This is a genomic window from Klebsiella sp. LTGPAF-6F (assembly GCF_001753185.1).
Lineage (GTDB): Bacteria > Pseudomonadota > Gammaproteobacteria > Enterobacterales > Enterobacteriaceae > Klebsiella > Klebsiella michiganensis.
Genome location: NZ_CP017450.1, coordinates 3,339,286 through 3,359,161 on the forward strand (window position 1 = coordinate 3,339,286; position 19,876 = coordinate 3,359,161).

General features: G+C 51.8%; 22 protein-coding genes. 9 read left to right on the top strand and 13 right to left on the bottom strand.

Annotation, left to right across the window (positions count from 1 at the left end; translation table 11 throughout):
* Position 1: 1 nt before the first annotated feature.
* Complete coding sequence (locus BJF97_RS15610; RefSeq protein ID WP_014229511.1) at positions 2-1,252, top strand: MFS transporter; 1,251 nt, start codon at positions 2-4, stop codon at positions 1,250-1,252.
* Between the two features lie 73 nt (positions 1,253-1,325).
* Here BJF97_RS15610 and BJF97_RS15615 read toward each other — a convergent pair whose 3' ends face one another.
* The 3 genes from BJF97_RS15615 to BJF97_RS15625 form a co-directional block, all read right to left on the bottom strand.
* Positions 1,326-2,414, bottom strand: a complete 1,089-nt coding sequence (locus BJF97_RS15615) for an AAA family ATPase (protein ID WP_014838607.1) — start codon at positions 2,412-2,414, stop codon at positions 1,326-1,328.
* A gap of 102 nt (positions 2,415-2,516) precedes the next feature.
* Positions 2,517-2,777, bottom strand: a complete 261-nt coding sequence (locus tag BJF97_RS15620) for a hypothetical protein (protein WP_014229513.1) — start codon at positions 2,775-2,777, stop codon at positions 2,517-2,519.
* 28 nt (positions 2,778-2,805) lie between these two features.
* Positions 2,806-3,060, bottom strand: coding sequence for a hypothetical protein (locus tag BJF97_RS15625; RefSeq protein WP_032694471.1), 255 nt, complete (start codon positions 3,058-3,060; stop codon positions 2,806-2,808).
* 382 nt (positions 3,061-3,442) lie between these two features.
* Between BJF97_RS15625 and BJF97_RS15630 the strand changes: the two genes are divergently transcribed.
* Positions 3,443-3,715: a DUF883 family protein gene (locus BJF97_RS15630; RefSeq protein ID WP_004851233.1), complete on the top strand. Its 273-nt coding sequence runs from the start codon at positions 3,443-3,445 to the stop codon at positions 3,713-3,715.
* Between the two features lie 62 nt (positions 3,716-3,777).
* Here BJF97_RS15630 and BJF97_RS15635 read toward each other — a convergent pair whose 3' ends face one another.
* Entirely contained in the window at positions 3,778-4,089 is a 312-nt protein-coding gene (locus BJF97_RS15635) for a hypothetical protein (RefSeq protein ID WP_014229515.1), read from the bottom strand.
* A gap of 163 nt (positions 4,090-4,252) precedes the next feature.
* Here BJF97_RS15635 and BJF97_RS15640 point away from each other — a divergent pair, with 163 nt between their 5' ends.
* From BJF97_RS15640 to BJF97_RS15650, 3 genes are all read left to right on the top strand, one after another.
* Positions 4,253-4,792 carry a DUF2058 domain-containing protein gene (locus BJF97_RS15640; RefSeq protein WP_032694470.1) on the top strand — a complete coding sequence of 180 codons (540 nt, stop codon included), beginning with the start codon at positions 4,253-4,255 and terminating at the stop codon, positions 4,790-4,792.
* Positions 4,793-4,906: 114 nt separating this feature from the next.
* Positions 4,907-5,383, top strand: a complete 477-nt coding sequence (locus BJF97_RS15645; protein WP_004851238.1) for a cold-shock protein — start codon at positions 4,907-4,909, stop codon at positions 5,381-5,383.
* A 574-nt stretch (positions 5,384-5,957) separates the two neighbouring features.
* Complete coding sequence (locus BJF97_RS15650; RefSeq protein ID WP_032694469.1) at positions 5,958-6,578, top strand: hypothetical protein; 621 nt, start codon at positions 5,958-5,960, stop codon at positions 6,576-6,578.
* A 618-nt stretch (positions 6,579-7,196) separates the two neighbouring features.
* Here the strand turns inward: BJF97_RS15650 and BJF97_RS34195 are convergent.
* Entirely contained in the window at positions 7,197-7,496 is a 300-nt protein-coding gene (locus tag BJF97_RS34195; RefSeq protein ID WP_142395694.1) for a hypothetical protein, read from the bottom strand.
* A gap of 386 nt (positions 7,497-7,882) precedes the next feature.
* On the opposite strand from BJF97_RS34195, the gene BJF97_RS15660 reads away from it, so the two are divergent.
* Positions 7,883-8,512, top strand: coding sequence for a helix-turn-helix transcriptional regulator (locus BJF97_RS15660; protein WP_218187357.1), 630 nt, complete (start codon positions 7,883-7,885; stop codon positions 8,510-8,512).
* On the opposite strand, the gene BJF97_RS35680 is transcribed toward BJF97_RS15660, so the two are convergent.
* Both BJF97_RS35680 and dcp read right to left on the bottom strand, forming a co-directional pair.
* Positions 8,505-8,696, bottom strand: a complete 192-nt coding sequence (locus BJF97_RS35680) for a small membrane protein (protein ID WP_368856263.1) — start codon at positions 8,694-8,696, stop codon at positions 8,505-8,507. The genes BJF97_RS15660 and BJF97_RS35680 overlap by 8 nt on opposite strands.
* A gap of 307 nt (positions 8,697-9,003) precedes the next feature.
* Positions 9,004-11,046 carry a peptidyl-dipeptidase Dcp gene (dcp, locus tag BJF97_RS15665; protein WP_032694468.1) on the bottom strand — a complete coding sequence of 681 codons (2,043 nt, stop codon included), beginning with the start codon at positions 11,044-11,046 and terminating at the stop codon, positions 9,004-9,006.
* Positions 11,047-11,217: 171 nt separating this feature from the next.
* On the opposite strand from dcp, the gene ydfG reads away from it, so the two are divergent.
* Entirely contained in the window at positions 11,218-11,967 is a 750-nt protein-coding gene (ydfG, locus tag BJF97_RS15670; RefSeq protein ID WP_004851244.1) for a bifunctional NADP-dependent 3-hydroxy acid dehydrogenase/3-hydroxypropionate dehydrogenase YdfG, read from the top strand.
* A gap of 90 nt (positions 11,968-12,057) precedes the next feature.
* On the top strand, positions 12,058-12,744 hold the full coding sequence (locus BJF97_RS15675) for a GntR family transcriptional regulator (RefSeq protein ID WP_014229523.1): 687 nt from the start codon (positions 12,058-12,060) through the stop codon (positions 12,742-12,744).
* 43 nt (positions 12,745-12,787) lie between these two features.
* Here BJF97_RS15675 and BJF97_RS15680 read toward each other — a convergent pair whose 3' ends face one another.
* The 6 genes from BJF97_RS15680 to BJF97_RS15705 form a co-directional block, all read right to left on the bottom strand.
* Complete coding sequence (locus BJF97_RS15680) at positions 12,788-13,219, bottom strand: universal stress protein (protein ID WP_004851249.1); 432 nt, start codon at positions 13,217-13,219, stop codon at positions 12,788-12,790.
* Between the two features lie 277 nt (positions 13,220-13,496).
* Positions 13,497-14,960 carry a mannitol dehydrogenase family protein gene (locus tag BJF97_RS15685; protein ID WP_032694481.1) on the bottom strand — a complete coding sequence of 488 codons (1,464 nt, stop codon included), beginning with the start codon at positions 14,958-14,960 and terminating at the stop codon, positions 13,497-13,499.
* Between the two features lie 234 nt (positions 14,961-15,194).
* On the bottom strand, positions 15,195-16,571 hold the full coding sequence (locus BJF97_RS15690) for an MFS transporter (RefSeq protein ID WP_029946863.1): 1,377 nt from the start codon (positions 16,569-16,571) through the stop codon (positions 15,195-15,197).
* Between the two features lie 43 nt (positions 16,572-16,614).
* Positions 16,615-17,634 (bottom strand): Zn-dependent oxidoreductase, encoded by a 1,020-nt coding sequence (locus tag BJF97_RS15695; RefSeq protein ID WP_014838618.1) that lies wholly within the window; start codon positions 17,632-17,634, stop codon positions 16,615-16,617.
* Between the two features lie 14 nt (positions 17,635-17,648).
* On the bottom strand, positions 17,649-18,863 hold the full coding sequence (rspA, locus tag BJF97_RS15700; protein ID WP_004851257.1) for a starvation-sensing protein RspA: 1,215 nt from the start codon (positions 18,861-18,863) through the stop codon (positions 17,649-17,651).
* Positions 18,864-19,068: 205 nt separating this feature from the next.
* Positions 19,069-19,395: a YnfA family protein gene (locus tag BJF97_RS15705; RefSeq protein ID WP_014229526.1), complete on the bottom strand. Its 327-nt coding sequence runs from the start codon at positions 19,393-19,395 to the stop codon at positions 19,069-19,071.
* Positions 19,396-19,531: 136 nt separating this feature from the next.
* Here BJF97_RS15705 and BJF97_RS15710 point away from each other — a divergent pair, with 136 nt between their 5' ends.
* Positions 19,532-19,873, top strand: a complete 342-nt coding sequence (locus BJF97_RS15710; RefSeq protein WP_004851259.1) for a DUF1283 family protein — start codon at positions 19,532-19,534, stop codon at positions 19,871-19,873.
* The last annotated feature ends 3 nt before the right edge of the window (positions 19,874-19,876 follow it).

Here is a 19,876-nt window from a genome sequence, read left to right on the forward strand (position 1 = left end):
AATGAAACTCTCTGAACTCGCGCCACGAGAACGGCATAATTTTATATATTTCATGCTGTTCTTTTTCTTCTACTATTTCATTATGTCAGCCTACTTCCCCTTTTTCCCAGTGTGGCTGGCGGAAGTAAACCATTTAACCAAAACCGAAACGGGGATCGTCTTCTCCTCCATTTCGCTATTCGCGATAATTTTCCAGCCGGTGTTTGGCCTGATTTCCGATAAGCTCGGCCTGCGCAAACATCTGCTGTGGACGATTACGATTTTATTAATCCTGTTTGCCCCGTTCTTTATTTTTGTTTTCTCTCCGCTGCTGCAGATGAATATCATCGCGGGCGCGCTGGTGGGCGGGATCTATCTGGGGATCGTCTTCTCCAGCGGCTCCGGGGCGGTAGAAGCCTATATTGAACGCGTCAGCCGCGCCAACCGTTTTGAATACGGTAAAGTGCGCGTCTCCGGCTGCGTCGGCTGGGCGCTGTGCGCCTCGATCACCGGCATTCTGTTTAGTATCGACCCCAATATTACCTTCTGGATCGCCTCCGGCTTCGCGCTGATCCTCGGCGTGCTGCTGTGGGTCTCGAAGCCGGAAAGCAGCAATAGCGCCGAGGTTATCGACGCCCTGGGCGCCAACCGTCAGGCTTTCTCCATGCGCACCGCCGCCGAGCTCTTGCGGATGCCGCGCTTCTGGGGCTTTATTATTTATGTCGTTGGCGTCGCCAGCGTCTATGACGTTTTCGACCAGCAGTTCGCCAACTTTTTTAAAGGCTTCTTCGCCAGCCCGCAGCGCGGCACCGAAGTGTTTGGCTTCGTGACCACCGGTGGGGAATTACTCAATGCGCTGATCATGTTCTGCGCGCCGGCAATTATTAACCGAATTGGTGCCAAGAATGCCCTGTTAATAGCCGGGGTAATTATGTCAGTCCGAATTTTAGGCTCCTCTTTCGCGACCTCGGCGGTGGAAGTGATTATATTAAAAATGCTGCATATGTTTGAGATCCCTTTCCTGCTGGTTGGCACCTTTAAATATATCTCGTCGGCATTTAACCCAAAACTTTCGGCGACGCTATTCCTGATCGGCTTTAATTTATCGAAACAGCTGTCGGGCGTTGTGCTCTCGGCGTGGGTAGGACGGATGTATGATACCGTCGGCTTCCATCAGGCTTATCTGATCCTGGGCTGTATTACCCTGAGCTTTACCGTCATTTCGCTGTTTACCCTGAAAGGCAGCAAAACCCTGCTCCCGGCGGCAGCATAACGCCAGGCCGCCGGAAACCCTCCGGCGGCGCGTCGGCAATACACCATTAAGACGCCGGGTAAGGCAGTTGCCGCTAGCCGGCGATCCGCGTTTCCCCGTCGCTATTTTCCAGCCCGTAAAGGCGCGCTTCCGCCATCGATGAAATCAGCTCAGCCAGCTCGGCGGAGTGGCTGGTTAACCAGATTTGGCTATAGCGGGACGCTTCGACAATCAGCCGGGCCAGCGCCGGGAACATCTGGCGATGCAGGCTGTTTTCCGGCTCGTTAATGGCCAGAAATGCCGGAGGGCGCGGGCTTAATAGCGCCACCGCCAGGCACAGGAAGCGCAGCGTACCGTCGGACATTTCCGCCGCCAGTAAAGGCCGCCAGACGCCGTTACGGCGCATCTTCATTGAGAAACGCGAGTTTTCGTTTTCACAATAAAAGGTACACGCCGGGAACGCTTCGCCGAGGATCTCATGCAGCAGCTCTTCGGCGCCGATTTCCACGATGGTCTGAAAGGCGGCGGCGAGGTTGTGCCCATCGCTGTCGAGCACCGGCGAGCGGTAGCCTACCGTCGGGTGTCGCAGCGGTGAGAGTCTGCCAATATTGAATTCGTGATAAAAGCGCCAGTGGCGCATGGTTTCCCTGACCCGCGAGACCTCCGGAAAACGGTGCGGCTCGCCCAGTTGGCCAAAAATCGATTCATTCTCGTAAATGGCGTCGGTAAAAGTACTCTTTTCGCCATTCACATCCACCAGGAACGCCGCCTGGTTTTTACGTTCCAGCACGCGCGATGAAGGACGTCGGGAAAATCCCGCCAGCCAGATCGACTCCTCTTTAACGATTGGATCCAGCTGAAACTGGGTAGGATAAGGCAGCTTTTCCGGAAAACCCACCTGCAGCTGGTAGTCAAACTCGTCGGTCAGACAGCCAATCTGCAGCCGCCGCGGAAAGCGGTCGGTCGGCGCGCCTGGCCCGGACCACATAATGTTTTCCAGCCCGCCCTCATCGCTGATATAGCCGGAAAACTTCCCGTCGGCGCAGGCGGTTAACAGGTGGATGGCTTTATAGATATTGGATTTACCGCAGCCGTTGGGGCCAAAAACGATATTCAGCGCACCGAGTTCCAGCTCAATATCCCTGACCGATCTGAAATTTTTTATCCGGATATGGTTAATCATAGATTCCCGAAACTGATAAAAGCGTTTGGCGCTACTGTATCGGAGGCGAAAGGAAAACAAAACAGGCGCGGACCGGACGACAGCTTGCCGCCCGGCTCCGGCTTAGCTGAAGAGTTTTTTCATGCCGCGGGTCAGCGCGACTCTTTTGAGTTTGTCCGTATCCTCATGGCTCTCGTTGAAAACGCCGAAAAAATAGCGTTCATCGTCGATAGTCTGCGATACGATTCTGTAGCTCAGCGGCTGGCCGGATTTCGCGCCGTACTGCGCAGGCGTCACGGAAATCTCCGTCGCGTTATCGGCAACGCTAACCATCAGGCCGTCGCCCTTCCCTCCAACCAGCATCACCTTAATTAACGGGTGCACCATGTCCCTCCCGGGTTGAGGTCAATGATTAATTTTCGATGGCCGCAGGCTGACAGTTGGCCGTTGCGCCGCCGTGGCCGGACTTGTCTTTAGCGGAGGCCGGCTGAGCGCCCTCTTTACCAACAACGGGCGGTAACGGCACGCCTTCTTTGTCCACCGCAGGCGACGCCTTCTGGCAGGTCGCCGTTTTCGTGGCTTCTGCGCCCCAGACAGGGGTTTGCAGACTCAGGATCGCCACGGGAGCAAGCAGCAACGTGTTCTTCAGTACTTTCTTATAGTTCATACCGGCCTTGAGTAAAAAAATTTCTTTCTTATGCTGAGCTAAGCGCTGATTATTAGGAGTAAAAGCTGACAAATGATGAAGGAAAAAAGAGGAATTGTGAACATCAATAGTTCTTATTTATGAATTGCTGCCTTTCCTGCCCCCGCGCCCGACGGATCTTATATCTAAGAATTACCTTAATCAATTGAAATGACGGCAATCCCCCCATTCTGGTGACGTTTTTTTTTCGCCAGAGTGTAGCGCTTTTGTGGCAGAAACTGCAGCCTGGTTTATATCCCGGACGTTGTGGAAAATTCCTGGAGTGAGGCTCGCCGACGGCTGAGCATTTGTACTTCGCTTGTTAGCCACTAGACTTAAATAAGTCAAACGAAAGGAGACTCCCATGTCATCACAAGAGTATGAAAACGACGCGCAGAATTTGGCGGACAAAGTGAGCAACAAAGTCAATGAATTCGCCGGGGAAGCCCAGCAGCAATTTGGTGATGCGGTTGATTCGCCTAAACATCAGCTAAAAGGCGCGGCCCGTAAGTACGCCGCTCAGGCGTCGGATGCCGTTTCAGAGGTCTCCGAGCGCGTAAGGGAAAATCCGCTGACCGGGCTGCTGGCGGCCGGCGCTATCGGGCTGGTGATTGGTTTACTGGCGGGACGGAAATAACCCATTCTAAGGCCCTTCGGGCCTTAATTTTTTGCCTCCGGCGCGCTTATGCTAACGCTGACTCAAATCGCCACGACTTCAGCTACGTCAAACTGAAAAACGTAAGGGTCGGACAACAGGTGGAATTGCTCATCATCCGCATAGGTCACTGCGACATGATACGCTTCACCGGCAAAGGCGATGACCGCATCCAGATTGTGCCAGTACGTTGCCAGGAAGAAGTGTTCCCACTCCCCCTGCGTTTCCCGTCTGACAAATGCCCCCGCGTTGCCGCTGATGCCCTGGGAATGCTGTACGCCTGTCGCCTGCAAATGAACCGCAAACGCATCGCCAAACTCAACGGGAACACAACCATGCCAGGTTCTGACAATCATCCCTACACCTCATAAAAAATCAATAAAGATGCATTTATAGCAAAAAAAATGGCGATAATAGTGATTTTTTATGCAATTGCTTTATGCGCATCATACCGCCTGGTACATCCCGGACATTTGCAGGTATAATCTCACTCATTATTCAGCGGATTCAGACACGAAGATGACAAAACTCACCTTACAAGAACAAATGCTTAAAGCCGGGTTAGTGACCAGCAAAAAAATGGCCAAAGTTCAGAGAACGGCAAAAAAGTCCCGCGTTCAGGCTCGCGAAGCCAGAGAAGCAGTGGAAGAGAATAAAAAAGCGCAGCTTGAGCGAGATAAGCAGCTTAGCGAGCAGCAAAAGCAGGCGGCGCTCTCGAAAGAGTATAAAGCGCAGGTTAAGCAGCTTATTGAAATGAATAAAATCGATATTTCAAAAGGCAATATTGATTTTAACTTCACGGATAACAACTTCATTAAAAAAATCGCCGTGGATAAACCCACCCAGGCACAGCTGATTAGCGGCCGTCTCGCCATTGCGCGTCTGGCCGGCGATAACGACGGCGAGAACAAATACGCGATTATCCCGGCCAGCGTCGCCGATAAAATCGCCCAGCGCGACGCCAGCAGCATTGTCTTAAACAGCGCGCTAAGTGCGGAAGAGCAGGACGAAGACGATCCGTATGCTGATTTTAAAGTTCCCGATGATTTAATGTGGTAAGCAATGCGGGCCTGCGCAGACCGGCGATTCAGGCCTGGTCTGCGCAGGCGTTGTGCTTTACACTGCGCGCGGCAAAAATTGAGTAGATAAACGATTAACCAGGCGGTAACGGCGATGAACGGAACGATCACAACGTGGTTTAAAGATAAAGGTTTTGGATTTATCAAAGATGAAAACGGCGATAATCGCTATTTTCATGTGATTAAGGTTGCCAACCCTGAACTCATTAAAAAAGATGCAGCAGTCACTTTCGAACCCACCACCAATAACAAGGGTTTGTCAGCCTATGCGGTAAAAGTCCTGCCGGAAAGCAAATATATCTATATTGCAGGCGAGCGGATTAAGCTTACATCGATCAAATCTTTCCTGGTGTACAGCGAGGAAGAGCCCGCCGATGCCCGCATCGACAAAGAGAATGCGGTCCTTTCCGTAGGCCTGTTGATGGGAAACATCAGGCCAAAATCCACCGCTAAGCCTGGCGAAATGCGCTCGGTGAAAAAGCTGGCCATTACCACCTTCCAGGGAACCACCCTCATCTTTTCGGAAGATGAGATAGACATTGAGGCCACGGTAAAACTGCTTAAGGTGTGAAAGCGTATGGCTCAACAAACCGGGCTCTGCGCCCGGTTTGGGAGTGATGACAAACCTGTTTAAACATCTTCCCCGGATCTTCACCGGGTGGCGACTGACGCCTTACCCGGCCTGCCAATACCAGAGTCACAACCTGCCGCGCAATTTCTTTGGACTCGTGCAAGCGAAGCACCGTTGGGTAATTCCAGCCGTTCTGTTCTTTATCCGCAATGGGACGCCGGGATCTGCGTCCTTTATTAACCAGATAATTTTCCCTCCCTCAGCCAATATCCACCTGCCTCTCGGTTTATTCCAGTCGCGCTCGCGTTATGCCCGTAAAACATGACGCAAAATACGCTAATCCGCATTAGCTGTTAAAAAGGTTATTATTACCCTAAATAATTCGAGTTGCAGGACAAGGTACTCGTGCCTTGAACAGCGCTTACGCTGGCCCCGAAGGGGCGAAGCCGCAGGCCGAGTAACAAAGCCAACGCACAGGCAACTTGAAGTATAACGGGTATATACCGCACAAAGTGAACAGCATTTACATCATCGTCATTTATCCTGTTAGCCGTAAACAAAATGGGTGATATTAATGACTGTATTTAAAAGCTTGCTCTTCTTTCTTGGCGCGGCTTCTTCCTGCGCATTCGTGGTATTGTGCCTTTGGGTCGATATCCACTTTTGGGATTATAATATTTCTGAATTATCACTCACCGAAATTGTACAGGAGCTGGTTTTAACGGCCATCGTTTTTATTCATTTTCGGCTTGCGAAGCAGTATAACGCCATGCGCTACTGTCATATTCTTGTTGGCGGCTTTTTCCTTGCCATGCTCATTCGTGAGCTGGACGCCCTTTTTGATCTTATTTCTCACGGCAGTTGGCTGTGGTTTGCGCTGACTGCAGCCCTGTTAGCCTTAATTTATCCACTTATCCATTATCGTCAAACCCTGGCACAGCTGGCGCAATATACCCGTACACCCTGGTACGGCGTATTAATCAGCGGCCTGTTGGCTATTCTGGTCTTCTCTCGGCTCTTCGGCATGCAGGGCTTATGGCATGCAATTCTCAATGATGGATATGTCAGAGTGGTAAAAAATGTCGTCGAAGAAGGCTGCGAATCATTTGGCTATATGCTTTGTCTCACCGCCTCTTTTGGCCATTATCGTAATTTTCGCGGAACCTGGGGCAGACATCATATTGAGCCCCGTTGATACCCTGTTTTCATTTGCCTTGCGCACGGTGATGAGTGAGGTAAGTCCTAAAATGTTCCCGGCGGTAAACGCTTTGTTGGTTTTGCCCACAGCGCGAGGCTAAAATTTTGCCGCTATGGTACTGCCTCCATAGCACATTGCTCACCTGCAGCTCTTGCATACGGTTTGCAGGTGAGCAGCCTTATCCGCAGTAAAATTTACTTATTCACATTTTATCCGCTGATTTCTTGATATATCGGCGATCCGTTCCATAATGAAGTCTACGCACATCGCGCCCTTCTTTAGGGGATACGCCAGTAGCAGCGCTTTTGGACATGACCGCTTCTGCAGCTAGTCCCCATCCGGCTTGATCATCGACATCTCTCAGAACAGAGTTTTTGGATGTTATTCAATAGCTTTTTCCTGTGAAGTCAGAAACGCGTTTTCTCAAAAAAATCTTGAAATGAGGATTTAAGCCCATGAAATATGTATAGTTACCTTGATATAGAAAAAATCAAAGCCAATCTTGAGTGGATTGTTAATCAATCTTCAGCAAACTCTGAGATGCCCTCCGTTTCCGATCGCAAAACAATCTACAGCCTTCTGGAGCTCATACAGACCTATGACGGACTGCTGGAGTTAATTGCCCAATACGGAATTACCGTAGTCGATAAGGAAATCATCGAAGGCTTGTCCCTTACAGAAAGGTTTATCGCTAAGGTCAAATCGAATGCGAATGCATTTTAGCCATGCCCTGACACCGCGGTTTTCCAGCATCAGTTCACTCTTAACAGCGCGCTCGCGCCACTGGCAATAAAGCGCAGTTAAATCAAAACCCGTGCCGCGAGACAAAATGGCCTCGCGGAAGCGCTGGCCCTGTTCGTGGGTTAAACCGCCCTGCTCAACGCGTCCCGGATAGCTACGCGGTGGAAGTATCAAATCAACGGCATGCATGCCGTTAAATGACGAATAGCGTCTCGCCCTATGATTCAATGGACGCCGCTAAAGATTAGCTTTGGATGCTATATTCATAATGATTTTCTGAATGATTGCCATTAATTAATAAAAACCGTGAATGCAAATTAATAGTGGCATAACAAATCTTGGCATTTAGTGCGATTAAAAATGCTGAAAAACAAACAAATCACCTACACAAGGCACTGATTTGGCTGCGAATTTTTATTAAAAAGTAAAGCCACTCTTTCTTTAAACCTATTGCCATTATATTAAATAAGAAATATCCTAATCTCATCAGGCGTTACTTAAATAAAACATCATACGGCGGTCGAAATTTTTCCCACCGTCTTTTTAAAAATAAGAAAATCATGCTAAAAATCGCCATCATTACCAAAAACATTTATTTAGAAAAGGCCATAGAGGAACTTACCCAAGAAATTTCCAGCACCAAAGGCATAAGCGACCTTTGTTTCCAAAGAAACAACATACAAGATCACCTCACAAAACCAGACATAATTTTTACTGAGATGGAGGTTGGCGAGTATTTATTATGCCAGGAAATGAAAAAATACAAATCAGAGTGTCCAGCGGTGGTAATTTTCACCAAAAAAGAAATAACGTTTAATCCTTGCCTGCTGCCTTTATGCGTTCAAAATGCTGTCATTTTATTTCATAAAAACAGCCTTGAAACAATCAAAAAAAACCTGTCTATTCTCTTTGATGAATTTATCGCGGGCGATAAGAAACGTATAACGACAGAGAAGAATCGCTGTTTAAAATGCCCGCATCAGTCATTGAGTCGTTCGCAACTAAAAATCATTAATGCCATAAATCTTGGCCTTAACAATAATGAAACAGCAAAAAACCTGGGCATCGATCACAGAACCGTATACTCCCATAAATTGCGAATAATGAAGAAATTCCAGTTAGAAAACAACCAGGAGCTTATCAGATTCTCTTCCATCGTTATGAGAAGAACATCTCTCTATTTTAATTGAATTTCATACGCTTGCTTTTAAAACTCAACTTTTGCTTTTTTCTGTCTTTAAAATACGAAAATCCAGAAATCAGTGAAACCAGCAATAAAAAAACCGCGAATACCAGAAGCAATATATTAGCCATACTTAATCCGTTCAATAAAAGATATGCAAGAGATAAGACAGATGATAGAGTGAAGAACATTCACAGAGCAAGTTCGCTTATTAAATTTAAGAAATCCATGCAACAATGTAAGTAAACTCTTAATATTACAAGGAAGCTATATTTAATATATTAATATTATTTTTCGCTAAAAAACACTTTATGCCGGGCTTCATGTTTTTATGCAAAAGTGGCCAGCGCGTCGATGCACGGGATTACCATAACAGGACAAACCATTCCGAGGGCGCTAAATTGGGCGGAGACGTTTTGCAGAGATTTTGGAGAAGGAAAAATTGGATAAAAAACCGGGCGCTGCGCCCGGTCTTCTTCTACTCGTCAAAACGCGCGACTAGCTCAGCCCGCGGTTTTCCAGCATCGGTTCAATCTGCGGATCGTGTCCGCGCCACTGGCGATAAAGTTCAGCTAAATCAGTGCTATTGCCGCGAGACAAAATCGCTTCGCGGAAGCGCTGGCCGTTTTCACGGGTTAAACCACCCTGCTCAACAAACCACTGGTAGCCGTCATCGGCCAGCATCTGCGTCCACAGGTAAGCGTAATAGCCTGCCGCGTAGCCGCCGCCGAAGATATGCGAAAAGTAGCTGCTACGATAGCGCGGCGGCACGGCGGCCAGATCCATATTCTCCGCACGCAGGGACGCGGCTTCAAACGCATCGACATCGTCCGGGAGTTTATCCTCCCTCACGCTATGCCAGTACATATCCAGCAGCGCCGCTGCGAGCAGTTCGCTCATGTCGTAGCCTTTATTAAACTTCGCCGCGCGGAACATGCTGTCGCGCAGCGCGGCCGGCATGATTTCCCCGGTTTGATGATGCCGCGCATAGTGGGCAAATACCTGCGGCTCGCTGGCCCAGTGTTCATAAATCTGTGAAGGAAACTCAACAAAATCGCGCGGCGTATTGGTTCCCGACAGGCTGGCATACTTCTGGCTGGCAAACAGGCCGTGCAGGGTATGCCCAAATTCGTGAAATAAGGTGATGACCTCATCCCAGGAAAGCAGCGCGCTATGTCCGGCTTTGGGTTTCTGGTAGTTACAGACGTTATAAATTACCGGATGCTGCGCACGCAGGGTGGATTGTTCAACAAATACGCCCATCCACGCCCCGCCGCTTTTGCTGTCCCGCGAGAAGTAGTCGCCGTAGAACAGCGCAATTCCCTCTCCGTTAGCGTCGATAATTTCCCATACCTGCACGTCCGGATGATAAACCGGAATATCGAATCGCTCGACAAAGCGAATACCGAACAGCTGTGTCGCCGTCCAGAACACGCCGTCGCGCAGGACGCGGTCGAGGGCAAAATAGGGCTTGAGCTGCGCTTCATCGATGGCAAATTTCGCCCTGCGCACCTGCTCGGCGTAATAGAGCCAGTCCCACGCCGCCGCGCGGAAATCACCGCCTTCATTATCAATAACTTGCTGAATATCCGCCAGCTCCTGCTCGGCCCGCGCCTTCGCCGCCGGAGCGATTCGCCGCATAAAGGCAAACGCCTCTGCCGGATCGCCCGCCATCTGATCGGCCATTGACCAGCTGGCGAAGTCATCAGCGCCCAGCAGCTGCGCTTTGCGCGCGCGGAGCTCCGCTAGCCGCAGTACCAGCTCGCGAGTGTCATTCGCATCGCCCTTCTGATTTCGCGTCCAGCCTGCTGCAAACAGATTCTCTCGCGTCTGCCGGTCCTGCAGCGAAACCAGCGCGGGCTGCTGGGTTGTATTGAGTAAAGGCAGCAGCCAGCGACCACCTAATCCCTTCTCCTGCGCGGCTTCTGCCGCTGCGCTTATTTCATCGTCGCTAAGCCCCGCGAGCTGATGAGCGTAATCCACCGCCAGACCGCCAGATTTTACCGCCGCCAGCAGGCGCTGCTGAAACTGGCTTTGCAGCGCTGCCGCTTCGGTATTCAACGCGCGAAGCGCCGCTTTTTGATCGTCCGCAAGCGTGGCTCCCGCAAGGGTAAAGCGTTGCCAGGTCACCTCCAGCAGACGTCGGGATTCGGCGTCAAGGGAGAGCGACTCTCGCCGCTCCCACACCTGCTTCACGCGCTGAAAAAGGGCATCGTTGAGCCAGATATCATTCGCCAGTTCCGCCAGCTCAGAGGAAAACTGCTCATCAAGCGCCTGAATGGCCGGATTGGTCTCCGCGCCCGCCATCGCGAAGAAGACGTTGGTTACCCGAGCCAGCAGCTGGCCGCTCTGTTCCAGGGCTTCCAGCGTGTTGGCAAAATCAGCCGGCTGCGGGTTATTCACGATGGCGGCAATCTCTGCGCGCTGGCGACGAACGCCCTCGTCGAAGGCCGGACGGTAATGACTCACGTCAATCAAATCGAAACGCGGCGCCTGATAAGGCAGCAGACTGACGCTAAAAAAAGGATTGTTCTCCGACATCTTCATCTCCTGAACACGATTATTCTGTAAGATTAGGCAACTCATTGATTGACCGCAATGATTACTCTGTTCACCGCCGCGTTCGGCGGGAAGGTCTGGTGATTTCCATTACCCGTCGCCGGGATCGCGTGCTATGGTATGAAGACACAAAAATCGTTGAGGAACAGTAAGATGATTATCCTGGTTACCGGAGCAACAGCGGGTTTTGGTGAAAGCATTACTCGCCGTTTTATCGCTAACGGTCACAAAGTGATTGCCACCGGGCGTCGCGAAGAACGCCTGAAAACGCTTAAAGATGAGCTGGGCGAGAACCTTTATACCGCCCAGCTGGACGTGCGCAACCGTGCAGCCATTGAAGAGCTGATTGCCGGACTGCCGGCAGACTGGCAGGCGATTGATGTTCTCGTCAATAATGCCGGGCTGGCGCTGGGACTGGAGCCCGCGCATAAAGCCAACATTGAAGACTGGGAAGACATGATTGACACCAATAACAAAGGGCTGGTGTATATGACCCGCGCCGTTCTGCCGGGTATGGTTGAGCGTAATCGCGGCCACGTAATCAATATCGGTTCGGTCGCCGGCGCCTGGCCTTATGCTGGCGGTAACGTCTACGGCGCGACCAAAGCGTTTGTGCGTCAGTTCAGCCTCAATCTTCGTACCGACCTTCACGGTACCGCCCTTCGCGTGACCGATATTGAGCCCGGTCTGGTCGGCGGCACCGAATTCTCTAACGTGCGCTTTAAAGGTGATGATGCTAAAGCCGAGAAAGCTTACGAAAATACTCAGGCCCTGACTCCGGAAGACGTCACCGAAGCGGTCTGGTGGGTCGCAACCCTGCCAAAACATGTCAACATTAATACCCTGGAAATCATGCCGGTCAGCCAAAGTTTTGCCGGACTGAACGTGCACCGCCAGGGCTAAGCTCTGTAACCCGGCCCGCGGGCCGGGTCTGGGCTGGAAGACAAAAAACGCGTAAAATAGCGCAAATACCTCATATAAAAGTAATCATCCATGGCCGCAGAAGCACACCTGAATCCGACACAGCCCGTTAATCAGCAAATTTATCGTATCCTGCGTCGGGATATCGTCCATTGTCTGATCCCGCCAGGCACCCCTCTTTCGGAAAAAGAAGTCTCCGTGCGCTTTGACGTTTCCCGGCAACCGGTACGCGAAGCTTTTATCAAACTGGCTGAAAATGGCTTAATTCAGATCCGTCCGCAGCGCGGCAGCTATGTGAATAAAATCTCGCTCTCGCAGGTGCGTAACGGCTGTTTTGTCCGCCAGGCCATCGAATGCGCCGTGGTGCGACGCGCCGCCGGAATGGTGAATGATGAACAGCTCTACCAGCTTGAGCAAAATCTCAATCAGCAGCGTACGGCGGTGGAGCGGCAGCAGTTAACGGATTTTTTCCAGCTGGATGACGAATTTCACCAGAAGCTCTCGCAAATCGCCGACTGCCAGCTCGCCTGGGATACCGTCGAGAATATTAAAGCCACCATTGACCGGGTGCGCTATATGAGCCTCGATCATGTGACCCCGCCCGATATGATGCTGCGTCAGCACTATGATATTTTCCAGCCGCTGGTCGCCCGCAATCCGGATGCGGTTGAAAAAGCCATGCGCCTGCATCTGCAAGAAATTAGCGAGTCCGTGCTGCTTGTTCGTCAGGAAAACAGCGACTGGTTCAGCGAGGAATAAAACGAGTTGCGGCAGAACAGATTATCTGCCGCGAGAGCTTGACTTACCTGACAACCAGAACCGGTATTTTAGCGTGACGTAAAATCGACTCAGCGTTTGAACCAAGAAGATGAGTGGATATACCCGGCTTGCGGGAACCAATAACGATAACGTCAAAATCCTCATTGCCGCTCACCGCCAGAATTTCATCGCGCACGTTGCCAAAGACAACTCGGGAATGAATCCGCCCGGCGGGAATGGAGAACAGACGGGATATTGTCTTCATCTTTTTCTCAGATTCCTCACGCATATAGGCCTCAAACTTACGTATATCGGCCGCAAAACCGCGTAAAATTGAGCTGCTGCTGTTCGGCAGAACGTTGAGCAGCGTAATCTCCCCTTCATCCGCTGATGCTAAAAACTCAGCATGGCGAACCGCTTTGTCACTTAAATCCATTTCAAAAACGTCTACGGGCAGCAAAATTTTTTTGTACATAGTCCGTTCTCCTTTTTTCTGAGGAAACTTAGTAAGTTAACTCATCATGCCATATTTACTTCACCAGGAGAATGAATAATCATCCAGATAAATATTTAATTCATTAAAATAAACATCAGTTATTTATACTTAACTGTTGTTAGATAAAGTTATGTATATTCAACGATCTGGATCAAAGATTGCGCCTGACGGGAAATATATTTCTGGCGGGAAAAGCGTTCAGGGATACAGCATGAGGGCAATGCCGCCGGGACCGGCGGCACGCGGGTGAAATAAATTAGTTTGCCTGAGCCCAGGCCGCTACGGTCGCTTTTGCGCCGTGCTGCTGCAGGGATAAATAAGCGCGAACCACCGCGTTCACGAAACGGCTCTCCTGGGGCAGACTGGCACCGAAAATAGCCTCAATACCCAGCAGTGCGCGCACGCGTTCTTCGCCGTCTGCGCTATTCTGTACGGTTTGCGCAATCACCGGCAGTAAAGGATCGGAGATTTCAATCGCCTGCCCCTGGTCATCCACCCCGCTGACATAGCGCATCCAGGCCGCGACGCCCATTGCCAACAGCGTAAAGTCGCCGCCATGCGCCAGGTGCCAGCGAATCGAATCCAGCATCCGCTGCGGCAGTTTCTGACTGCCGTCCATCGCTATCTGCCAGGTGCGGTGCTTCAGCGCCGGGTTGCTATAGCGCTCGATCAGCAGACCGGCATAGCGTGCCAGATCCACACCCTGCACGTTCAGCGTCGGCGCCTGCTCCTCCAGCATCAGCGCACGCGCGGCGCGACGGTAGTTTTCGTCCTGCATACAGTCATTAATATGCTGGTATCCCGCCAGATAGCCCAGCCAGGCAAGAAACGAGTGGCTGCCGTTCAGCATGCGCAGCTTCATCTCTTCAAAGGGCAGCACGTCCGACACCAGCTCAGCGCCGGCTTTTTCCCACTGCGGACGACCGGCGACAAAGTTGTCTTCAATGACCCACTGACGAAACGGTTCGCAGGCGACGCCAGCCGGGTCGCGAACGCCGGTGAGCTGTTCAATTTTCTCCAGCGTTTCGGCAGTCACCGCCGGTACGATGCGGTCAACCATAGTAGAAGGGAAAGTGACACTGCGCGCAATCCACTCGGCTAATTCGGCATCCACGGCGCGGGCATAGGCGCAGACGACATTACGCATGACGTGACCGTTTTCCGGCATATTGTCGCAGGACATCACGCTGAAGGCCGGCAGACCTGCCGCCTTACGGCGTGCCAGCGCTTCTACCACCACGCCCGGCGCGGATTTCGGTTGATGAGGGTTTTGCAAATCGGCAACAATCAACGGGTGTTCTAACTGCAGTTCACCGCTGGCCGGCGAGTGGCAGTAGCCTTTTTCGGTAATGGTCAATGACACAATAGCGACCTGAGGCTCGCACATTTTTGCCAGCACGCTTTCCAGACCATCGACCTGGGCATGCATCGCCTCTTTGACCACGCCAACAATGCGGGCGGTCCAGGCATCCGCCGACATTTCGGCGACGGTGTAAAGTAAATCCTGCTGTTGCAGATCGGCGATTTGCTGCTCGCCACCGATCAGGTTCACTTCGGTATAGCCCCAGTCGCTGCCGTGTTCTGTCGCCAGAATATCGGCATATACCGCCTGGTGAGCGCGATGAAATGCGCCAAAGCCCAAATGAACGATGCGTGGAATAAGACGGTTGCGATCGTAAGCTGGCAGCGTGGCGTTCGCTGTTAATAGCATATGTTCCATGGTGGCTCTCATATTTATGATTTCTGGATCCCCACGGTAAGTGGGTACCGGCTGGTGAAATAAACCATCTCATGCAATTGGTATGATATCTTTGACTTTTATCAACTACCATACAAGAAGATGGGCGAGTTATACTTTCGGTATTTCTGAGAATAAAAGAGTGAAAATGCCGGGCTAATGGCCCGGCATAATGTTATTTACGGCGATCATCATTCGGTGCGGAGTTTGTGTTTTTTAAATATATTGCCCGTTACCCACCGCTTTATTCTGCGGCGCGCAGTCTGCGGCGTCATTCAGCAAGCTCAGATCGCGGTCACGCACTTCAGGCATCAGAATGGCGGAAATTAAGCCAATGATGGAGTAGCACACCAGCATCACAACAATGGGCATCCAGGAACCGGTCATATTGCAGAAAATACCGGCCAGCACCGGGCCAAAGCCTACGGCGACTAATCCCCCCGCCTCTTTTGAAATTGCCATGCGGGTAAAGCGGTTACGTGAGCCGAACATTTCCGCCATGGTGATATTTTCCAGCGCAAACAGACCCAATACCGCGATATTATGAATGACGATCAGTGACGCCATGATGGTGCTCGCGCTATAGCTCTTATCCACAATAATCGACAGCATGGGATACGCCAGAATAATGGCTGAAATATTAATGATAATATAGGGTAAGCGACGCCCTACTTTATCTGACAGCCACCCAAGGAATGGGATAGTAATAAAGCCGATAACAGAGCTAATCATTAACGCATCGGTAGGGATAGCTTTATCAAACAGTAATGTTTGAACCAGATAGCCCGCGAGGAAAGTTTGCAACAATCCTGAATTTCCCGCCTGTCCGAAGCGCAGACCCGTCGCCAGCCAGAAGGACTTACTTTTCAGCATGGCGCTAAAGGTTCCTTCCTGGGTCGCTATCTCTTTCTGCAGGACGCTGTCTTCGCTCACTTTCTCAAAAACCGGGCTCTCTTTCAGATTGAGACGCAGCCAGATGGCAAAGATCATCACCACTACGCTTGCCAGGAACGGCACACGCCATCCCCACGCGACGAGCTGTTCACGGTCCAGCACGAAGAACATCACCGCCCAGATAGCCGTGGCGCTTAGCGTACCGCAGTTGGTGCCCATAGCCACCAGCGAAGAGATAATTCCACGCTTACCTTTCGGCGCATATTCCGCCAGCATGGTACCCGCACCTGATATTTCGGCCCCGGCACCCAACCCCTGAATAATACGTAAAGTCACAAGCAACACCGGCGCTAAAATACCGACCTGGGCATAGGTTGGCAGCACGCCAATAAGCGTGGTACAGATCCCCATCATGGTGATGGTAATAAACAGAACCTTCTTGCGCCCAATACTGTCGCCCATTTTACCAAAAATAAAGGCGCCGACGATCCGCGCAATATAGCCCGCGCCGTAGGTTCCCATTGCCAGAATCAGCGCCATGGCGGCGGATTGCTCCGGGAAAAAAATCTCATGGAAAACCAGCGCTGCGCCAAGGGAATAGAGTTGGAAATCCATAAACTCCAGTGCCGTGCCTAACCAACCAGATACGGCTGCACGAATGAGATCGGAAGTGGTTCTCTCATTTTTTACGGTAGTCATAATGATTATCTCTAATTGTAGAATACAGAGTCCGCACCTGTTGTTATTGGCTGAAGGTTAATAAAACCTTACAGCAACGTTTCCTGTCATTTTCAAAAAGCTCCAGTGCATCGATAACATGTTGATAAGCAAATTGATGAGTAATCAGCTCCTCCGGGTTAATTAAGCCTTGTTCCAGCCACTTTATGACCACCGGGAATTTATTGGCGTTAAGACGCGACGAGAAAATAGAGAGCTCCTTGCCGGTAATACCCTGCTGTGCAACCTGCGAAGGCTCCGTCGAGAATCCCATTAAAACAATTCTCGCCGCCGGAGAAGCCAGGGTGACCGCCTCTTGTAGAATCGAGGGATGACAGGCCGCATCGATAATCAGCGTCGGTAGTACCCCCTCCGCCTTCAGCGTATCCGCCAGAGGCACGACGCTGTTATTAATCACCCAATCCGCGCCGTTACGCTGGGCCATCTCAAGGCGTTCATCAATGCGATCGACCACGATGACCTGCTTAACGCGATACACCCGCTTCAGCACCTGAATGGTCGTCAGGCCCATTGGCCCGGCGCCGTAGACCAGCGCGATATCCTGGTCGGTTGGCGAAACGTGCCCGGTAACGTTGGCCGCGATAGTGAAGGGCTCAATCATCACCGCATGTCTGTCCGTCACGTTGTTCGGAACCTGCCAGGCATTTTTCGCCGGCACCACCGCGTACTCGCTAAAACCGCCATCCCGATGCACGCCGAGCACCACCAAAGAGGTGCAGACGTTTGGTTTGCCCACCGAGCAAGGATAGCAATGGCCGCAGCTGATGACCGGATCAACGCTGACCCGCTGGCCGATGGCTTTGTCGGTAACCCCTTCTCCGATGGCGTCGATAACGCCAAAAAATTCATGGCCAATAACGCGCGGGTATTTGGCAAACGGATTGTGGCCGCGATAAATATGGCTATCGGAACCGCATATCCCCGCCAGCTTAATTTTTACCCGCACCTCGCCCGCGGCAGGCTGCGGGATCGGACGCTCTTCAATCACCAGTTCGTTGGGCTGGCGAATCACGATACTTTTCATTTTGACTTCCTTCTTTACCAGTTCCACAACGTGCCGTCTTCCAGACGCGCTACAGGCAAATAGGCCGGTTCATAGGGGTATTTCGCGGCCAGTTTTTCATCGAACTCAATTCCCAGCCCCGGTTTTTCACCCGGATGCATATAGCCGTTATCAAACGTCCAGCTGTGCGGGAAGACTTCCAGCATCTGTTCGGAATAGCCCATATATTCCTGGACGCCAAAATTCGGCACCCACAGGTCGAAGTGCAGCGCGGCCGCCATGCAGACCGGAGAAAGATCGGACGGCCCGTGTGAACCGGTGCGTACCTGATAAAGCGAGGCAAAATCGGCGATCCGACGCATCCCCGTAATCCCGCCTGCGTGGGTAATGGTGGTGCGGATATAGTCAATCAGCTGCTCTTCGATCAGCTGTTTACAATCCCAGATGCTGTTGAAGACTTCTCCGACGGCAATCGGCGTGACGGTATGCTGACGAATTAAACGGAAACACGCCTGATTCTCCGCCGGGGTCGGATCCTCCATCCAGAACAGGCGGTAATCTTCAATACTCTTACCAAAACGCGCCGCTTCAATCGGCGTCAGGCGATGATGCATGTCGTGCAGCAGATGCTCGTTAAAGCCAAATTTTTCGCGTACCGCGGCAAACAGCTGTGGCGTAAAATCGAGATACTTCTCGGTAGACCACAGCTGCTCTTCCGGCCATTGGCCTTTGGTTGCCGGCTCGTAGGCCTGCCCTTTACCTTTCGCCATTCCGTAGGTGGTTTTCATCCCCGGCACGCCGCACTGCACGCGAATCGCTTTAAACCCCATCTCTTTGTGGCGCGCGTAGTCATCCAGCACTTCATCGATGGAGTGACCCGTGGTGTGGCAGTAGACCATCACGCCTTCGCGCGAAGCCCCGCCCAGCAGCTGGTAGAGCGGCATGCCTGCGGCTTTCGCCTTGATATCCCAGAGCGCCATATCGATAGCGGAAATCGCCGACATCGTGACCGGACCACGACGCCAGTAGGCGCCCTTGTAGAAAAACTGCCAGATATCTTCGATGCGATGCGCGTCGCGGCCAATCAGCTGCGGACAGAGATGATCCCGCAGATAGGACGCAACGGACAGCTCGCGACCGTTTAGCGTCGCGTCACCTAACCCGACGATCCCGTCATCAGTGGTGACTTTAAGGGTGACGAAGTTGCGCCCCGGACAGGTGACGAAAACTTCAGCGGCAACGATCTTCATTTCTCATTCCTTACTTCTGTGCGGTTAGTGGGTAAAAGTAAACCATCAGACCTACTACCATACAAGTATAACGATCAAAAAAGACGCGGCAGATCACAGTATCTCATCGGGGATAAAAGCGGCGTGAACAGAGAAAGCGAGCGAGAAGGCAGGAAGAGATGGGCCGGGACAGCATCACCTGGCCCGGCTCACTCAGTAAAAGAGGCTATGCGCGTCCCCAGCCGGCCACAATAATCAGCATGCCGCACAGCGCAACCAGCGCGCCAGCCCAATCATAGTGGCTGAGTCTGACGCCATCGATAAAGCGCAGCCACAGCAGCGCAGTACACACGTACACCCCACCGTAAGCGGCATAAACCCGTCCGCTTGCCTCGGGGTGCAGCGTCAGAAGCCAGACAAAAAGCGCCAGCGCCAGGGCCGTCGGCATCAGCAGCCAGGGCGTCGCCCCGCGTTTTAACCAGAGCCAGGGTAAATAGCAGCCAATGATTTCGCACAGGGCGGTAGCAAAGAAAAGCAGCGTGGTTTTTAACATGCAAAGCGTCGTAAGTTGAACAAGCGTTAACGCATTCTACGCAATAATGGCCGTCGTTTACTCTGTTTTGTCGGGTATGCCGTCGAAAGGAGATGTAGTAAACTCAATCCAAGGGAATCGCTTAAAGGAAATCGTGATGAACACAACACTGAACAAACGCTGGTGCCTGACTGCCCTGCTGGCGCTGAGCGCGGTGGTCTTTACCGCATCGTCATTCGCCAAAACGGACAAGCTGGTCATCGAATCCGGCGACAGCGCCCAGAGCCGCCAGCAGGCCGCCATGGAAAAAGAGCAGTGGAATGACACCCGCACTTTACGCCAGAAGGTCAACAAGCGCGCCGAAAAAGAGTGGGATAAAGCCGACGTGGCTTTTGACGCCCAGGACAACTGCCAGAAGAGCGCGAACGTCAACGCGTACTGGGAGCCCAACACCCTGCGCTGCCTTGACCGCCGCACCGGTCGCACCATTACCCCGTAATGA

What these genes read in the sequence shown, in the direction of transcription:
- BJF97_RS15610 (WP_014229511.1), top strand. Translation starts at nt 2, where the DNA reads ATGAAACTCTCTGAACTCGCGCCACGAGAACGGCATAATTTTATATAT.
- BJF97_RS15615 (WP_014838607.1), bottom strand. Translation starts at nt 2,414, where the DNA reads ATGATTAACCATATCCGGATAAAAAATTTCAGATCGGTCAGGGATATT.
- BJF97_RS15625 (WP_032694471.1), bottom strand. Translation starts at nt 3,060, where the DNA reads ATGAACTATAAGAAAGTACTGAAGAACACGTTGCTGCTTGCTCCCGTG.
- BJF97_RS15630 (WP_004851233.1), top strand. Translation starts at nt 3,443, where the DNA reads ATGTCATCACAAGAGTATGAAAACGACGCGCAGAATTTGGCGGACAAA.
- BJF97_RS15635 (WP_014229515.1), bottom strand. Translation starts at nt 4,089, where the DNA reads ATGATTGTCAGAACCTGGCATGGTTGTGTTCCCGTTGAGTTTGGCGAT.
- BJF97_RS15640 (WP_032694470.1), top strand. Translation starts at nt 4,253, where the DNA reads ATGACAAAACTCACCTTACAAGAACAAATGCTTAAAGCCGGGTTAGTG.
- BJF97_RS15645 (WP_004851238.1), top strand. Translation starts at nt 4,907, where the DNA reads ATGAACGGAACGATCACAACGTGGTTTAAAGATAAAGGTTTTGGATTT.
- BJF97_RS15650 (WP_032694469.1), top strand. Translation starts at nt 5,958, where the DNA reads ATGACTGTATTTAAAAGCTTGCTCTTCTTTCTTGGCGCGGCTTCTTCC.
- BJF97_RS15660 (WP_218187357.1), top strand. Translation starts at nt 7,883, where the DNA reads ATGCTAAAAATCGCCATCATTACCAAAAACATTTATTTAGAAAAGGCC.
- BJF97_RS35680 (WP_368856263.1), bottom strand. Translation starts at nt 8,696, where the DNA reads ATGTTCTTCACTCTATCATCTGTCTTATCTCTTGCATATCTTTTATTG.
- dcp (WP_032694468.1), bottom strand. Translation starts at nt 11,046, where the DNA reads ATGTCGGAGAACAATCCTTTTTTTAGCGTCAGTCTGCTGCCTTATCAG.
- ydfG (WP_004851244.1), top strand. Translation starts at nt 11,218, where the DNA reads ATGATTATCCTGGTTACCGGAGCAACAGCGGGTTTTGGTGAAAGCATT.
- BJF97_RS15675 (WP_014229523.1), top strand. Translation starts at nt 12,058, where the DNA reads ATGGCCGCAGAAGCACACCTGAATCCGACACAGCCCGTTAATCAGCAA.
- BJF97_RS15680 (WP_004851249.1), bottom strand. Translation starts at nt 13,219, where the DNA reads ATGTACAAAAAAATTTTGCTGCCCGTAGACGTTTTTGAAATGGATTTA.
- BJF97_RS15685 (WP_032694481.1), bottom strand. Translation starts at nt 14,960, where the DNA reads ATGGAACATATGCTATTAACAGCGAACGCCACGCTGCCAGCTTACGAT.
- BJF97_RS15690 (WP_029946863.1), bottom strand. Translation starts at nt 16,571, where the DNA reads ATGACTACCGTAAAAAATGAGAGAACCACTTCCGATCTCATTCGTGCA.
- BJF97_RS15695 (WP_014838618.1), bottom strand. Translation starts at nt 17,634, where the DNA reads ATGAAAAGTATCGTGATTCGCCAGCCCAACGAACTGGTGATTGAAGAG.
- rspA (WP_004851257.1), bottom strand. Translation starts at nt 18,863, where the DNA reads ATGAAGATCGTTGCCGCTGAAGTTTTCGTCACCTGTCCGGGGCGCAAC.
- BJF97_RS15705 (WP_014229526.1), bottom strand. Translation starts at nt 19,395, where the DNA reads ATGTTAAAAACCACGCTGCTTTTCTTTGCTACCGCCCTGTGCGAAATC.
- BJF97_RS15710 (WP_004851259.1), top strand. Translation starts at nt 19,532, where the DNA reads ATGAACACAACACTGAACAAACGCTGGTGCCTGACTGCCCTGCTGGCG.